Origin of the sequence: Ruegeria sp. HKCCA5463 (assembly GCF_013034175.1) — a bacterium.
Taxonomy (GTDB): domain Bacteria; phylum Pseudomonadota; class Alphaproteobacteria; order Rhodobacterales; family Rhodobacteraceae; genus Ruegeria.
The window spans coordinates 250,668-266,574 of record NZ_WQFL01000002.1 but is presented as its reverse complement, the minus strand read 5'-3'; the positions used below and the strand labels follow the sequence as shown (position 1 = coordinate 266,574).

The window sequence follows — 15,907 nt, the reverse complement described above, 5'->3', positions numbered from 1 at the left end:
GAGAATTTGATGACCTATGCTGTGGGTATGCGGCTGAATCGCGGGTTGGTGTTCATGTCCGACACGCGCACGAATGCAGGCGTCGATAATGTTTCGACCTTCAACAAGATGTTCAATTGGACAGTTGATGGCGATCGGTCGATCACTATCCTAACGGCCGGAAACCTTGCGACTACTCAGGCCACCATAAGCCTTCTGGAAGAGCGGACCAAAGCGCCAGAAGATCGCTCGCCGTCCATACTGGAAGCACCGACAATGTTCCAAGTCGCGCAACTGGTCGCGGCTACGTTGAATGACGTCATACAGGAGCATTCCCAATCCGGTCAGCAAGCCGACAGCGCCTTTCATGCGACACTCATTTTAGGTGGCCAGATCAAAGGCGGCCCGTCTCGCCTGTTTCTGATCTACCCCGAAGGCAACTTTATCGAGGCTGGCGCTGACACTCCGTTCTTTCAGATTGGAGAGACGAAATACGGTCGTCCAATTCTGGTGCGCGCCTATGATCCGGAGATGAGCTTTGCGGAAACTGTGAAACTCCTGCTTGTCAGCTTCGACTCCACGATCAAGGCCAATCTATCTGTCGGAGCTCCGCTTGACCTTCTTCTTTACGATGAAGACAGTCTTGAAGGCGGCACACGGTCCAGATTCGAACCCGACGATCAGTACTTTCGCACCATTTCCGAGGTGTGGGGCGACGCGTTGAAATCGGCCTTGTCCAAGCTTCCAGAATACAAACCAGAGCGAAAGCCAAGCGATTGAGCGTCCGCTTTAATCCGCACTGCGGACTTTCGCTGAGCTTTGCTTGAGTGTCTACTTGGCGGGCTAGGCAGACGATGGTTTATACGATCGCACCCGTGTTTCTGCCCGCAATAAAAGCGCGCCGTGTTTGCCAAATTCGGAAGAACAGTGTTGAATCTGCAACGGATTAACCCGATTTGTCGACGCGCGCTTGGATAGTAACACTGATTTCGAAGCACATTCTTCTTGATGCTGGAGTGGACGCCTGAAAGCTTTACTTCAGGCAACTCATGAAACTTGCATTTCCCTCTCCGGCCAGAACTCGTCCACTATGACATAAGCGACAATCACGAAGAAAGCGGCCCCTGCAACTTGCAAAACGCGCGTGATACTTTTGACGTCAGCCTCATCCGAAAACGGCGCAACCGACCCACCGTAAACGATCAGAACCGTTGTCAACGCCGAACCGGCTGCTGCTGCGAGTGCGACCTGAGATTTCCCAAGCGCTCCCAGGGTGAAGCAGAAGAACAGACATAACAAAATGGGCGTCAGAATAACCGGTGCGATCACGTTTACCTCGTAACAAATGATCGACACCGCTGCCCCAAGCAGGTTTGCCGTAAGCATAGCTTTGGCGACGGCTTTTCCCATCGACGGCATGGCGGCCAGTTGCTGGCTCAAAAGAGCGACAAAGAACAGAACCAACAAAGCAGATGCCCCGGACACAAAAAACACCATGGCAAATGGAAGCGTCACAAGCGACATTCTGACGATCCGCCGGTACCGGTCAAAATCTGGTGGCGCGTCGGCTTTCTTTTGGGCGACTGTTTGAAGTTCCGCTGGGATCATCACAAACATCAGCGTAGATACGAAACCTGCAAATAGCAGGTTAATCGGTATCCAAAATACTAGCACAAGCGCCAGATCCTGCGATTGCAATACAAGGTTCGGGATCATCAACGCCCCCATGAGTGCTATGACACCGGGTAGAACACCGGCCCCTGAAACTGACCACATGAAGGACAGGATGATCCCGATGGCAACCAGAATAAGGAATACCACGGGATAGGGTGCGAAAACGGACGACAACAGGAATGAGATGAACATCAATCCTATAGAGAAAACAAACAGCTTTGCGAATGCCGCCAACGGCAGCGCGGTGGGCGCTTGTAGGAACAGCGCGGTGAAAACTGCCCCCACAACCGCCAAAGGCCACCCAAGAAACAAACCCAAGGCGAAAACGCCGGTCACACCCAGCGCAAGCCGGATAACGGATTTTCGATCCTCAATAGGCATAGGATAGTATTGAGACCAAACGGATATAGGTCCGGCCGACCACATTCAGCAGGGAATTGTCGCTCAAATACATGATCACGTCGGCCTGCCCGTTGAGTTGGAAGCGCAGTTCGTCTTTGGCGTTTCCGGCCTCATATCCCGGCAGCACGATCCGAACGGGAAACCGTTCTGGTTCGCGCAGAAACCCCTTGGTACTTGGCGGGCTGGCCAACTGGCCAGGTTCATCGCCACCGCTCAAGGATACAGCCGCGCTGAAGCTCTCAATGACACCTGGGATAATTTGACCGGGGTGCATATCCAACACGACATCAACAGGAGAACCCACCCCTGCCCGGCCTAGGTTGTTTTCCGTAAAATACGCCTCTATCCATATGTCGGTTGCATCCAGGAACGTCAAAAGGTCCTGACCGGACCGTGCATACGTACCAGGTGCGATCAACAGATTGGATATGACACCCGTCGCCGGAGCACGCAGTTCAGTCCATTCCAGGTTTAGCTCTGCATCCGCCAAGGCAGCTAACGCGCGCTGAATTTTTGGATTTTCGATCCCGTCGTCACCCAGCCTCTGCTTTGCTTTTTCAAGATCCGCTTTGGCGTTCTCATAATTTGCTTCGGACTCTGCCAGTTGACCTCGGGCATCGTCGGCTTTTGAGACGGCGATCAATCCCTTTCTTTCCAGCGCAAAAACACGCTCTGTTTGAATGCGTATTGTGTCCAGATCGCTCTGGGCCCGCGCCAGTTTGGCTTGCGCGGCTCTTACCTCTGCCGAGGATGCACCCACCTCCTGCGTGGCCGCTTCTAGATCAGCTTCCGCCTTGTTGCGTTGAATTTCGTAGGGCCTGGGGTCGATCCGAACCAGAATATCACCTGCCGAGACGATCTGTCCGTTTTCGACAAGAACTTCGGTCACTGTACCGGTGACCTGTGGAACGATCTGGGTCGCAATGGCCTTTACTCTGGCATTCCCGGTAAACGGCGTTTTTCGGTCAGCGACAAGATACCAGATAAGAAAAACAAGAATGACGGCCAAAGTGGTCCAAATCGTCTTTCTCATTTCGTGGCTCCTTCAGCCGCGCTTTCAGCTTCTGCAGGGGCGTCGATCCAGACCTTGAACAGCTCATAAAACACGGCAAACAGAACAGGTCCCATAAAAATGCCGATCAAGCCATAGGCCATCATGCCGCCAAGAACACCAATGAGTATGACCAGCATTGGTGTTTCGAGGCCTTTTGAGATGAATACAGGCCTTAGGAAGCTGTCCATTATCGCAACGGGAATAGCCAGGATTGTGAAGATCAACGCGGCACCGCCGGACATGGTGCTCCAAGCGTAAATAATCACTGGCAAAAGAACCAAGCCGGGCCCGATCTGGATAATCGAGAGGATCAAACAGATAAACGCCAGCGTGGCGGCCGAGCCAATTCCGAACAGCGCCAACAATATCCAAACCACGACCGCCTGAATCGCAGCCACGCCAATCACACCTTTTGTCACATTGCGGATCGTAGCGCCGGCAAGTGTAACGAACTCACCGCCACGGGGCGCAAAGACACGGTTGGCAAAGCGCTGCAGGCCTTGCACCAGACTTGGACCAGGACTGAACAAAGCCCCCATGATCAAGACGGACAGGGCCAGCGCCAAGAGCCCAAGCCCTATGCTTACGACCTTTCCGAACAGTGATTTGGTGATCTCAAGAATCTGCGCGCCGTATTTGGCAAGCGCGCCGTCAAGGTTTCGTTCAAACAAGCCCCAGACTTCAGCAATTTTGTTTCCGACCAGCGGCAGCTCCTTTAAGCCATCGGGTGCCGGTGGGACTTTTAGCTCGCCGTTGTCAGCTTGTTCTGCAAATCCAGACCCAAGTTCGGCTGCTCCGGATACCGCTGTCGCGACCGGTCCCAAGGTCAGAACGAGGCCCAACAATACCAGTATCGTCGTCGCAAGCTTCTTTCTTCCGCCCAACCTGGACTGCAGCCAATCGAAAACCGGATAGAGTGCGACGCACAGGATCGTCGCCCAGATGACCACGCTTGCCAGCGGGGCCACCATTACCAAAGCGCTGTAAAGGAATAGCCCGAGAAACAGCAATCTAATCGCGAGATCGACAATCTTCGCGTCCTGAGTCTTTTCCATACCATCCCTCCAACATTTGTTTGTTCAAACTTTACACTCAAAAAAATTAATATGTATATTTAAAATACCAAAAAACCTGCAACCATTTGAAGTATATCGCAAATCCGGATTTCAGAGGGGCTGTTCAGTCGACGTATTGCCTGCGTATGAAATCGCAGTGGCTCGGCGGGGCAAAACTAGTTGTCCTCTTGCTTGTCGTCCTGGGACAGGATTGTATCTGCCACCGTAGTCGCTGCAGTCACGAAGATACCGAGCCCAACGATGATGTAGAAAATTGTAAATATTTTCCCTGCCGCTGTTTCAGGAGAAAAGTCACCGAACCCAACGGTCGAAATTGTCACAACAGAAAAATAGATAGAGTCAAGCCAGCTCCAACCTTCGACATAACGGTAAAACACCGACGCCCAGAGGATCATGCCAGTAGTGAATGCTAGAAGGCCCTTCACCCTGCCATCTTTAAAGGCGACGCCTATACCTCGCGTAATTCTCGTTAGTGAATTCATAAAGAAAGAATACCAAGGGATTTATTTATACATAGGATTTTTTGAATTTTCTCGTATTTTTCCAAAAAGCCTGTTGCGCTCCCACCGCGCGTGTCCGGCAGGAATGTTAACCAATGTCTCGCTCAATCGCTTCGGGATTACTCAAGTCAATTCTGTTTTTAATCACCCGGCAAAGTCGGCAATGGGCTCGGCAGAGTCATTCGGTGCACTCGGCGTGAACGACTGCTTCGCGGACAAAGCCGCTATTCAGCCTCAGCGACTGATCCGTCAGGATAGAGCCCAAACTTGCCGCTGGAGGATAGGTTGCGAACGTCTGCTTTGCCCTCTCTCTCACTGAACTCGGGCTACGGTTGTGGTTTTGAGCACCGGGTTTCGAAAGGGAGTTACGCTACATTCGGCTTTCAACGCGAACCTGTGTTGCTAAAACTGTGACAAGCTTCTCGAAAACGGAGTTTTCAACTTTGTCAGAGAAGCCTTCCAATCATAATTAGCCTGCAACTCTGCATTGACTTGACGGGCGGGTTAATCAGCGGAAGCTGGCCTACAGAATACCAAGTATGAGGATGAGGTTTCGTGTTTTTTCTGTCTTATAAGTTGAATCTCAACCTCAGCCCGAACACCAGAGGATCATCATCGGTGAAGCCGGGATTGTTCAGATACTGGACATCTGCCGTAAGCGCGAGGTTGTCGGAAATATCTAAGCGATAAAACGCTTCGACGGTGGTTTGCGTGTCAAGGTTTTGATCGGATGGGTCGGCGACCGTCACGCCAAACCCGATCAAGTCGTCATAAAACCCGGGGCGCCACATGACCCCGGCGTTGACCGCACGTCTGGCAATCGGGGCATCGCCGTCGGACCAGCCAAGGCGACCGAACAGCATAATGCTTTCGTCAAGGGTCACATTGCCTGACAGCATCGCTCCGTGACTGCTGGGCACACCAGCGTCATCTCTGTCATCCACATGGAATACACCGAGATGAACATTGGTGAGGTATCGCTGGTCTCTGGCAGGCGTCCAGCCGATCTCACCGTAGGTGAAAAACTCCGAACCGCCGGGAAACCAGTCTACATCCGTCAATGATCCATTGGCATCGCTGACCAAGCCAAGCGCATAGATCTGATCTGTAAAGTAACCTCCGCCAGCAACGCCAAAGCCAGGATCGGGAATGGGAAGGACTGGACTGAACAGAATTGAAAAATTCGAAAAAGTCGTGCGCGGGTTCACGTAGCCAAGGATATCGGAATAGTCGCCGGGGTCAATGCGACCGGCCACGAAGCCTCCGTTGATCCCGGACAGGGCCTGCGACCAATACGCGACCGACAGTGTAGAGTCCGTGTCGCTGAATGTCGTTGCCGTGACACCGAGATACCCAATTTCGCCCGCGAGACTGCCCGGCGCGATATCCGTGCCCAAACGATGACGGTTTTCGAGGATAAAGACGAAACTGCCTGCATTGTCGGTCCCACGATTCAGCAATTCCCAGTTGCCAATGATCCGCGCCTGCCCCGAAGCGGCCTCGTCGGTGCCACTCAGGCTGTCTGAAGACTTCTGGTAGAGCGCTTGGTAGTCGAAGGACAAATTCAACCCAGTGCGTTTGGCAAAAGCCTCGCGCGACTGTTCGAGGGGATCGAAAAACCGATCCAGCCCCGGCAATCTGGAATCCTCAAGACGCCGGAGCCTGTCCTGCTCTAATTGCGCCTGAGCCGACGCTGGCCCCCCAAGCGATGCGGTGGCAGCCGCCTCCAACTGCCGTACCGTGCTGTTTTCTTGGGCTGACGCGCCCGAAGCGATGGCACCGGCAAATAAGAAAGCAACTATTTTGATGTGCTTCTTGGTCATACTCGTCCTTCGTTTAGGGCGGCAGCGGGTCATTCACGAATCAACCGGCCCGTGCGCGGCATATTTTCAAAGCGACCTACTCTCCCCAATTCGCTTCATAAAGGCGCATCAGATTGCCACCCATCAATCCGCGGATTTCGCTCTCGCTCCAACCGTGCTGTTCCTCCAGAACTCGGGAAACCGCCCATGCGTCGGCGGGCGGGGCCATCTGAGTTGGCAGACCATATCCCTGTTCCGGCGGGTACTTTTCGGGATTCCCAATAATTGGACCAAGTGCGACGGCATAGTTCTCGACATAATCGACGCCGAAGCAGGTTGCCTGTTTTCCGACAAGTTGACCGATGTAGTTGATATGCTTGGCAATGGCCTCCGGCGTAGCCTGAACTTGCCCATTCAGAAAGCCACCAAGGAAATTCACGCATACAACGCCACCGGTAGCAGCGACGGCTCGGATTGCTTCATCCGATACATTTCGAAGGTTCTCGTACAACGCGTACGAGTTGCTATGCGAAATCATCATCGGCTTGGTGGTAAGCTCTGCTGCTTCTATGCAAGTTTCCCATGAAGAGTGTGAGCAATCGACGATCATGCCAACACGGTTCATCTCGGCGACCACAGCTGCGCCCAGCTCGGTAACGCCCATGTCACTCGCCAAGGGGTCATTGTCGACCATACCAGCAGAATAGGGGCCGGTTTGATTGTACGAAAAATTCATCTGGCGGATTCCGAGATCCCAATAGCGCTGAACGTTCGCGATATCCTCGTCGAGCATATCCATGCTTTGCGAGTTCAGCATCACAGCAACAACGCCTGCCTCCTTGGCATCAATCAAATCCTGAACTGTCGTCGCCAGCGTGAAACGGTCAGAGTTTTCGTCAATCCACGCCTTCATGACATCAATCCGTTCGAGAACGGCGAGAGCACCTTCGGAGCCGTTGGATATCGTTGTGCTGAACGCAGCGTATCCATACTCCTCGTAATGATTGGCAAGGCTCTCCCAATCCTTGAGCAGGAAGTCGATACTCTCGAACCCGGGCGAGCCGACCGCAAGCGCATCGATCATTAGGGCGTCGACATACCGCTCCCGATATGCCAAATCGCCCTGCCTCGCCTCATCCCCGCGGGGATCAGCCATTTCCACAAGTTTCTCGATACGCGCGGCGATTTCCTCTTCGCTTGGCGGTGCTTGTGCAAAAACCGGACCGCTCAAAACCACCGCTGCAAGAGCAAGTTTGGTAACCTTTTTCATGCTTTCATCTCCTTTTTCACGACCCGTTACTTCAGATCATCCTGCGCTTTGATCTCAGGTACGCGGGACAACGCTTCGGCCATGTCCGCGCTGCTCATCAGTTCGATCATCTGGTAGTCATCGAGCAGCCCATCCCCAAGACGGCTGACGTAAAACGCCTGAATGAACGTAGGATCGTCAGGTAGCGAAACGGTGATGTAGTTTTTCCCGTTTCCGAGGCCCCAGTAGTAACTGAGAAGCTCCCCGCCAAGCGCCTCAATTCCACCTTTGACGCTAGCTGCGCGATCACCTGGATTTGCGATCTGCATTTCCCACGCGGCACTGTTGGACGTGCCGATGAAGAGAAATGTGCGCATGTTTTGGCTGTCTTCTGCATTGACCAATGTGGCGTATCCCGCCAGAAGAGCGCCCAGCATAAGATGTTTCATTGTGCGTCCTTTCAATGCTGAGCCTGCGGCGAGACGAAACAGGCTACTGTTTGGATGCTCGCGCCAAAAAAGGCGCGATCCGGCGCAGGCATAGGCAGAGTACAAAAAACCTCTGCTTATCACTCCAGCGTGTTCTTGTAGATCACGCCGTCTTTCATGATCATTCGAATGCTTGGGACATCCTGCCCGCGTGGCGGCGCATCAAACCATGTGTCCACCGCGCCGATGGCCGAGATGTCTTCAAGTGGGTTCCCGTCTACGATCAGAATGTCGGCGTAGGCGCCTTCTTCGATCACACCAAGCTTGCCTTCAGGGTAAGGGTTTCCTCGCCCGGTCAGCGCCGCCAGTTCGCCACCATTTGAGGTCATCATCTGCAATGCCCAGAGGTTGCCAAACTCACGCGCGACAAACGCCTTCGTAAAATCCATTGACTGGCGATAAGGGACACCCGTGAGAAGCACGTAATCGGAATCGAACACCATCTTCGGCTTGTATTTTTTTACAAGATCCATCAGCTGCTTGCTGTTTTCCCGCAACCACAGAAACTTCGCCGTCGGCGGGAAAGTCGGGTCCTGATGCATCGGGTGTTCCAGAGCTTCGGGCGCAAGCGCAGTCAGGTTGGGCGAAAAGAACGCCTCTTTTTCGACCAGCTTCTGCATCGTCGGTTCGGTAATGGTCAGGCCGTGGTCTACCACTTTGACACCAAGATCGAGCGCACGGGACAGGTCGCTGTCCATAAATACGTGCATAGCGACGTATGAGTCCATATCGCCTGCAACCTCTACTGCGGCAGAAATCTCTTCGTTTGTGAAAGCAGACTGATATATCGGGTCCTTGATCGATGTCACGCCACCGCTGACCATGATCTTGAGATAGTTTGCCCCTAAAGCAAAATTCCTCCTCGCACCCTGAAGCACCTCGGCGGGCCCGTCCACCAATCTGGTGATCTCCAGTCGCTCAAGATTGCTCTCGTTCTTGCGCTGACCAGCGATACCCCAGTCGCCGTGTCCGCCCGTTTGGCTAAGGCATGCGCCGGAGGAATAAATTCTTGGGCCGGGAAGTGATCCTTCATCAATAACCGCTCTCAGCCCACCATGAGCGCCGCACATATCGCGAACCGTTGTAAAGCCCATCGCCAACATTTCCTGCGCGAATGCGGCAGCACGTGCGCCAATCTCTTCCCATGTGGTGTCCTGAAGCCCCGGGATAGTCCCGTTCTTGTACATGTTCACATGCACATGGCTGTCGATAAGCCCAGGCATGAGCGTACGACCGTCTCCGTCAATGACGGTCACATCCACTTCTTTGGTCTCGATGCCGCGTTCCGTTTGAACGGTGAAGGAGTAGCCGTCGATGCCGCCGACTGGATCAGGCAACCGCTTGGATCCCCCGGTGCGCACATCGACTTCCCACTTCCCGCCCTCAGGAATGTCAGCGTCAATCTTGTGAATCTTGTTGCCTACCACGAGCACGTCGACGTCCTTGAGGCCGTCATTCACTCCATCAAAAACCATCACATTCTTGAAGAGTGTAACAGGGGGGATGTCACCTGTGGCCTCTTGTGCAAAAGCCGCGCTTGTTGTGAGAGCCAGTGCGCTCGCCATCATTGTAGATTTGCCGAGGTATTTCATAGGCTTCCTTTCCCTTCCGCTATCGGGGTGCGCGGGGTGCCGAGGTTAATTCACCCCGCGCGACACTCAATCGAGTGTATTCTTGTAAATCACGCCGTTTTTCATGATGATTTTCAGATTGGCGTCCGGCTCGGCCAGCAGCAGGATGTCCTCCAGCGGGTTGCCATCGACCAGCAGAAGATCGGCATAGGCACCTTCCTCGACCACGCCGAGGGGGCCGTCTTGATACGGGTTGTTCAAGCCGGTCAGTTGGTTCATGCGGGCGCCGTTCGACGTTGCGATGCGCAGAATGTCATATGCGCTGAAACCCGCTTCGTGCAGATACCCGATTTCGTCGTTCATCTTCTTGTCTTGCTCAAGCGTCTGATCCCAGTTGTTCACAAGGTCTGTGCCCAGTGTGTAGAGATCAATCATGCCCGGCGTCGTCTGGATCACTTCGATCATATTGGCCGCAGCATCCCGCACACTTTTCCATTTCACGAAGGACGCTGGCGTGTAAAAGGCTTCCGCTTGTTCGGTGGTCACCGAGTAGACCGGGGCCACCGCCGTCGCGAACATGATCTGCTTTTCGACCATGATCTCGGCAGCCTCCTTGGTTAGGAACGGGATGTGTTCAATCGTCTTGGCACCATTGTCGATGCAGTTGCGGATCGCCTGTTCGGTGAACACATGGCAGGTGACATAGGTGCCCCACTGCGCGGCCGTTTTGACCGCCATCTGAATCTCGTCAGCCTGATACTGAAGTGAGTGCAGCGGATCGAACTCTGACGTAACCCCGCCGCTGACCATGATCTTGATCTGGGTGGCCCCGCGACGCAGGTTTTCACGCACAGCCATTCGGATTTGCTCAGGTCCGTCGGCGATAAAGCTCATGTCCGTTTCGACCCAATGCGACGGCCCCTGACCCGACAATGTGGGATGCCGGTCGTTTAGTTTGCGGAAATCAGCATGGCCGGATGTCTGGGTGATAAACGCTTCCGAGGAATAGATACGTGGGCCCGGAAACATTCCGGTGTCAATTATGCGGGCGATGGATTTGGCCGGTCCTCCAAGGTCGCGCACGGTTGTGAACCCGTTCATGAGAATGCGCTGGGACCGGATCGTGGCGACGCCGCCAAGATGAAAGGGCGTGATATTCTGGCGTAACCCGTCGCTGAGCGGATTGAATACTGTAAGATGCACGTGCTGGTCATGCATACCCGGCATCAACGTGCGCCCACCGCCGTCGATGATCTGGACATTCGCTACAGCCAGAGGCTCGGTCGAAACTTCGGCAATCAGGTTGTCAACCACCAGAACATTGGCATTTTCGATCCGCTCTTCGTTCACGCCGTCAAAGACATGCACGTTGGTGAAGAGGATCGGAAAGCTTTCCTCTTGAGCAAATGAATATGTTGCGACCGCTGAAAGAAAAGTGGCGACCGTTAAACTTTTGAACATTTTGGAGTTCCTTCGTGGCAATGCACTGCTCTGCACGATTGTATCTTTGCGTGTGGCGCTCAGACTGTCATTAGCATTGTGGTTGAAATGCATAAAAAAATGCTCGAAAATGCGAATGGAAAAATTAAACTGTGAGTGTTCGGGTCGACAAATGAAACTCCCAACTGTTGAATGCTCGATGGCGCAACCTTTTGTGTCCCTTGCCCTCAGCCATGGCCTTGAAGTTGACAAATTTCTTGAGCCATCCGGCCTCAGTCTGAAGGACGTGCAGCGCGGCGAAGCGTTCATGGCAGGGCAGCATTGGTACGATCTGATCGACAATTTCGCGAAGGCATTGAGTAACCCGCATTTGGGGTTTGACGTCGGTGCGAATGCGGCTCTCAAGACATTGCCCAACCTGTCGATCCTTGAAACTCAAAGCGCGTCGCTCGGTGACCTTTTGATATCGCTAGTTGTGGACGTGGGCAGGATTTCGTCCATGGCGACCTACAATCTCGAGACCGACGGTCATGTCGCCAGGTTAGATGCAAAACGCACATTCAAGCCATCTTCTCCACCTGGCCAAGTCGACGGCTATTATCTGGGATTTATGGTTCGACTAGTTCGATCCGTCTGCGGTCCCGACTGGGATTCCAAAAAGCTACATTTCTGGGTTTGCAAACCTGATTGCATACCTGATTGGCAGAAAAAGGAGATTTCGGTACGCCAGACCAATCGCTTGGGCGCTCGCATCGAGTTTCCAGCGAACTGGTTGCTGCTTCGGTCCGGGGGTGGGCAAAGCCAGAATCTCCCGGAGAACGTCACAGGCGCCGACGACTTTCTTCAGCAAACCCGCGATTTGCTTGAACTGCATCTCGACAAGCAACCTGCCACCCTGAACTGGTTTGCCGAGTTGTATTCGCAAAGCCCCGACCGTTTGAAACGCACCTTCCGAGCCAATGGTACAAGCTTCAAAGCAGAACTGGAAAAATGTCGGGCGAAGCGAGCGAAGACATTGCTTGTAAACAGCCAACTTTCGATAAAAGAAATTGGTGAAAGTGTTGGGCTTCTGGACCAACCCAGTTTTCACAGGAGTTTCAAGCGATGGACCGGGATGACTCCGAATGAATTCAAGAAACGCAATCAGATATGCAACTCTGACTGATCGTTAAGCTAAAGATTACCGCTCCAAGATTCATAAGCGACGACGCAAGTCCCAACTTACTGCAGGCGTTGGCTCGCTTCGGATATCCGGCGTTTTTCCGTGGGACTTCAACGCCGCGAAAAGCGTAAAGACTCGGCCATACCGACTCAACAGGCTTCTCACGGGCGTTTCGGATATGGGCTGATACGGCCCCCGCAGCTTTCAAACGATCCAACAAATACGCTAAGCCCGCGAACGAAGCGCACTTCTGGAAAGCGGTCATTGATCAAATGGTGGCTTTGTCCCGCTTATGGGGATTTGCATAGTTTAGTTGCGAATGTCCGGTTTGGGCTGCGAGCGGCCACCGATGCGAAAAGCGGCGAATGGCCGTACCGAGCCCAAAACTAGACTTTGCGCAGTAGGTGCACGTCCCTTTCTTACATCAACCGGTTTATCCCAATACCGTGTCTACACCCAGCCTATCCCGCACTCATCGCTGTCGTGGCCCTACAAAATCTGATCAGCGTCAATGCTTGCGCAACCACCAAGCACTATTGTTGCGATTTGCTCAGAAATCTTCACCACTGTAGGCCGCGTTGAGTCCGCATGCTTTCAGCTATGTAATACGTCATTTATGGTTCACCGCTATCAACATGAGGTAAATTCAGACTCAAAACTGAAAATGGGCGGCAGTCGTTTAGTGACTAGGATTCGAAGGAAAAATCAAAAAAATACGTGGACTGCCCTTCGAAGCCAGGCAGTTTACTGCCCGCAAGATCGATTTGTTGGCTGGCAACACATTCGTTTACCAAAATCATTTGTCGCTTTTGATTGCTTCCGTCTCAATGTTAATCGTCACTTCATCGCCAACAAGCCCATTCGCGACTCCGTAGTCCATCCCAAACTCACTGCGCAAAATGGCGGTGTCGAGCGACAGTCCTAAAACCTCGCGTTTATGGCCAAACGGATATTCTGCGACTTTGTTTAGCGTAACATTCAGCGTTACGGGAAGAGTTTGATCCAAGATCGTCAATTCTCCGGTCACAGTTCCGCTGGTGTCGTCCGAAGCTGTGCCACCGTTCGCAACAAACTTGATTTCGGGATACGTCGAGACATCCAGGAAGTCTCGGTTTCGAACATGACCGTCACGCGCGTCGTTGAACGTGTTCACGGACGCCGCTTGGATTATAACCTCTACGTCGCGCAACTCTTGCGTTTCAGTGTCGTAAAAGAAGTTGCCCGACACTTCTGTGAACACACCAAGTGTTTTTGCGTAGCCGATGTGATCAATTGTGAAATAGATGGCCGTGTGCGTTGGATCGAGTTCATACCGCGCCATATCGGCGTTAGCCGCCATTGCATATGCACTTAGTGCAGCCGAGGTTACAATCGTTCGCGTTGTAGTGCCAAAGCGGCCGAGATCGGTTTTTAAACGCTTTAAAGCCATAGTACGAAGACCTCCGAGTGGTAGCCAAGGTTATAAATAATATAGGTTGCAAACGGACAAAGGCCGTAAAAACATGAGCAACTCCACAATTCGCTGCGCAACATGGAACATTCATCGCGCAAAGGGACCAGATGGACAGGTCGATCCAAACCGTGTGGCCAACGCAATCGGGACGGAACTGACGCCTTTGGGTTTGGACATTCTGGCGTTGCAAGAAGCGGATGAGGAATGTCGACCGCACGCTCGGATCGTAGACGTGCAGAACATCTCCGAGCTTACGGGGCTCAGATACACACAAGACGCCCCCGCATTGCGTTGGGGAAGTCAGAGCGATGGATTTCTGGGAAGCATCCTGTTTCTGGGCGAGAGGTTTCAGCGCACCCATGCAGATGTGATTGATCTACCAGGCCATTGCCACCGGGGCGCCATAGTGTTCGAAACGCTGGTTGACGGTTATCCGTTGCGCATAATGACGATGCATCTCTCTTTGTCGCAACCGTTGCGCATCATCCAAATGCGTACCATTGGGCAGTACTTACATCGTCGCCCAACTATGCAAACACTCATGCTAGGCGACTTCAATGAATGGCGGCCTTGGGGCGGTTTGATGTTCCATCAACGGATTACTGGAACGGCCTTTCAAGGGCCTGCTCGAGCCAGTTTCCCGAGCCGAGCGCCTTTTTTACCCCTGGACAGGATCTTGACGGATTTTCCAGACGCAATTTCAGAGGTTCACGCACTAAAATCAGAGGTTTTGGTGCAGGCTTCGGATCACTTGCCTTTGACGGGCGTTGTTAAGCTTGGGAAAAGGACGTGAGCGGTTGGTTGCCCACAAGGCTACCCGAAGGTCGTTGGCGGGCTAATTTGTTCTTAGGATCAATTGGGTGACGTTTATGTTTGGCGGTGATTTTTACAACGCGACAAGGCCTGTGGAGGTGGAACCACCTGTTGCCAACCTGTGCCTGGCCAGCGCGGTCATTGCTCTTGCAATGGCAGTATGCTCATTACTGGCGTTTGGTTCCGCATTGCCCCCTTTGGTCGTCTTTGGGGTAGTCGTCGGATTGCTGATCCCGGGGTTGCGTCGAACCTATCCTTATGAAGTGTTGGGTCTGTGTAACCTTGTAACCCTAATCCGCGCTGCAATGGTCGCGTTTTTGGCTGGCACTGTGGTCGCGCCAACCGTGAACCCTTGGCTGGTATTTGTGGTGGCAACAGTAGCATTCGCATTGGATGGCGTAGACGGCTGGTTGGCGCGGCGATCAAAACTCACATCCCGATTTGGCGCGAGGTTTGATATGGAAACGGACGCGTTGTTGGGCGCGGTCCTCTCTGTGTGGCTTTTGGTATCAGGGACAACAGGCCTGGAAATTCTGGTTCTTGGTTTCATGCGATACACCTTCTGCGCAGCAAGTCTATTTTTGCCCGCATTGCAGGCTGAACTCCCCGAGTCGTTCCGTCGAAAAGCAATTTGCGTTATACAAATCGGTGCGTTGGTCACGCTCCTGTTTCCCTTGACGCCAACAACAGCGTATTTGCCGATATCTTTTATGGCTGCGATACTGCTCGCATGGTCCTTCTTTGTGGACATCAATTGGCTTCTTGGGCGTGCTGAATGAGGCAAGCACTTTTCTTAGCTTTGGGTGCGTTGGCTGTTTTTTCTGTTCTCGCGCTGCCAAACCATCCAAGCGCTTTTGGGTGGGGCGCGGTGTTGCGCTGGCCTCTCGAGCTGCCTGTGATACTATTTCTGATGATGGTGCTGGGTCGGCGCTTGATCATCGTACACGCGGTCGCGCTGGCTTTGTTGGCTGTCGCTGTTTTGAAGCTCGCCGACTATGCAATGTTTAGCGCTTTTGACAGGCCTTTTAATCCGGTCGTTGATATGCCCTTGATCGCTGCAGGGTTCTCATTCGCCCACGATAGCCTTGGTTTGGTTGTATTTGTTTTTGCAGTGTCATCGACCATTTTGTTGCTGGCACTGCTTTACGTTTTTATAGTCCAGGGCTTTGCCGCTTGGGCGTCACTTGGACAAAATGCAAAAACAGGATTGGCAGCAGCTTTGATCGGCGTCGGCTGCACTGGAT

General features: G+C 53.1%; 15 protein-coding genes. 5 read left to right on the top strand and 10 right to left on the bottom strand.

Annotation, left to right across the window (positions count from 1 at the left end; translation table 11 throughout):
• Nucleotides 1–9 precede the first annotated feature (9 nt).
• On the top strand, nucleotides 10–759 hold the full coding sequence (locus GOW09_RS07370; RefSeq protein WP_171116983.1) for a proteasome-type protease: 750 nt from the start codon (nucleotides 10–12) through the stop codon (nucleotides 757–759).
• Nucleotides 760–1,026: 267 nt separating this feature from the next.
• On the opposite strand, the gene GOW09_RS07365 is transcribed toward GOW09_RS07370, so the two are convergent.
• The 4 genes from GOW09_RS07365 to GOW09_RS07350 all read right to left on the bottom strand — a co-directional run bounded on the left by GOW09_RS07365 (nucleotide 1,027) and on the right by GOW09_RS07350 (nucleotide 4,580).
• Nucleotides 1,027–2,034 (bottom strand): DUF2955 domain-containing protein, encoded by a 1,008-nt coding sequence (locus GOW09_RS07365; protein WP_171116981.1) that lies wholly within the window; start codon nucleotides 2,032–2,034, stop codon nucleotides 1,027–1,029.
• Nucleotides 2,024–3,088, bottom strand: coding sequence for an HlyD family secretion protein (locus GOW09_RS07360; protein WP_171116978.1), 1,065 nt, complete (start codon nucleotides 3,086–3,088; stop codon nucleotides 2,024–2,026). Before GOW09_RS07360 ends, GOW09_RS07365 begins: the two co-directional genes overlap by 11 nt.
• Entirely contained in the window at nucleotides 3,085–4,164 is a 1,080-nt protein-coding gene (locus GOW09_RS07355) for an AI-2E family transporter (protein WP_152459503.1), read from the bottom strand. The genes GOW09_RS07360 and GOW09_RS07355 overlap by 4 nt, the downstream gene beginning before the upstream one ends.
• Nucleotides 4,165–4,340: 176 nt before the next feature.
• Nucleotides 4,341–4,580 carry a potassium channel family protein gene (locus tag GOW09_RS07350; RefSeq protein ID WP_253282527.1) on the bottom strand — a complete coding sequence of 80 codons (240 nt, stop codon included), beginning with the start codon at nucleotides 4,578–4,580 and terminating at the stop codon, nucleotides 4,341–4,343.
• Here GOW09_RS07350 and GOW09_RS22300 point away from each other — a divergent pair.
• The gene (locus GOW09_RS22300; RefSeq protein WP_217360260.1) at nucleotides 4,579–5,004 is read left to right on the top strand and encodes a hypothetical protein; all 426 of its coding nucleotides are present in this window, start codon (nucleotides 4,579–4,581) and stop codon (nucleotides 5,002–5,004) included. The genes GOW09_RS07350 and GOW09_RS22300 overlap by 2 nt on opposite strands.
• 250 nt (nucleotides 5,005–5,254) lie before the next feature.
• On the opposite strand, the gene GOW09_RS07345 is transcribed toward GOW09_RS22300, so the two are convergent.
• The 5 genes from GOW09_RS07345 to GOW09_RS07325 form a co-directional block, all read right to left on the bottom strand.
• A complete protein-coding gene (locus GOW09_RS07345; RefSeq protein ID WP_170568150.1) occupies nucleotides 5,255–6,508 on the bottom strand; it encodes a carbohydrate porin in 1,254 nt (417 codons plus the stop codon).
• Nucleotides 6,509–6,584: 76 nt separating this feature from the next.
• Entirely contained in the window at nucleotides 6,585–7,757 is a 1,173-nt protein-coding gene (locus tag GOW09_RS07340) for a dipeptidase (protein ID WP_170568149.1), read from the bottom strand.
• 26 nt (nucleotides 7,758–7,783) lie between these two features.
• On the bottom strand, nucleotides 7,784–8,185 hold the full coding sequence (locus GOW09_RS07335; RefSeq protein ID WP_170568148.1) for a hypothetical protein: 402 nt from the start codon (nucleotides 8,183–8,185) through the stop codon (nucleotides 7,784–7,786).
• A 119-nt stretch (nucleotides 8,186–8,304) separates the two neighbouring features.
• Nucleotides 8,305–9,789 (bottom strand): amidohydrolase family protein, encoded by a 1,485-nt coding sequence (locus tag GOW09_RS07330; protein WP_171233977.1) that lies wholly within the window; start codon nucleotides 9,787–9,789, stop codon nucleotides 8,305–8,307.
• Between the two features lie 93 nt (nucleotides 9,790–9,882).
• A complete protein-coding gene (locus tag GOW09_RS07325; protein WP_170568146.1) occupies nucleotides 9,883–11,256 on the bottom strand; it encodes an amidohydrolase family protein in 1,374 nt (457 codons plus the stop codon).
• A 115-nt stretch (nucleotides 11,257–11,371) separates the two neighbouring features.
• On the opposite strand from GOW09_RS07325, the gene GOW09_RS07320 reads away from it, so the two are divergent.
• Nucleotides 11,372–12,400, top strand: a complete 1,029-nt coding sequence (locus GOW09_RS07320; protein WP_171116976.1) for an AraC family transcriptional regulator — start codon at nucleotides 11,372–11,374, stop codon at nucleotides 12,398–12,400.
• A 793-nt stretch (nucleotides 12,401–13,193) separates the two neighbouring features.
• Here the strand turns inward: GOW09_RS07320 and GOW09_RS07315 are convergent.
• A complete protein-coding gene (locus tag GOW09_RS07315) occupies nucleotides 13,194–13,826 on the bottom strand; it encodes a YceI family protein (protein WP_171116974.1) in 633 nt (210 codons plus the stop codon).
• Nucleotides 13,827–13,872: 46 nt separating this feature from the next.
• On the opposite strand from GOW09_RS07315, the gene GOW09_RS07310 reads away from it, so the two are divergent.
• Together GOW09_RS07310 and GOW09_RS07305 are read left to right on the top strand one after the other, a co-directional pair.
• Nucleotides 13,873–14,643: an endonuclease/exonuclease/phosphatase family protein gene (locus tag GOW09_RS07310; protein WP_253284218.1), complete on the top strand. Its 771-nt coding sequence runs from the start codon at nucleotides 13,873–13,875 to the stop codon at nucleotides 14,641–14,643.
• A 76-nt stretch (nucleotides 14,644–14,719) separates the two neighbouring features.
• Nucleotides 14,720–15,442 (top strand): CDP-alcohol phosphatidyltransferase family protein, encoded by a 723-nt coding sequence (locus GOW09_RS07305; protein ID WP_171116972.1) that lies wholly within the window; start codon nucleotides 14,720–14,722, stop codon nucleotides 15,440–15,442.
• Nucleotides 15,443–15,907: the final 465 nt, after the last annotated feature.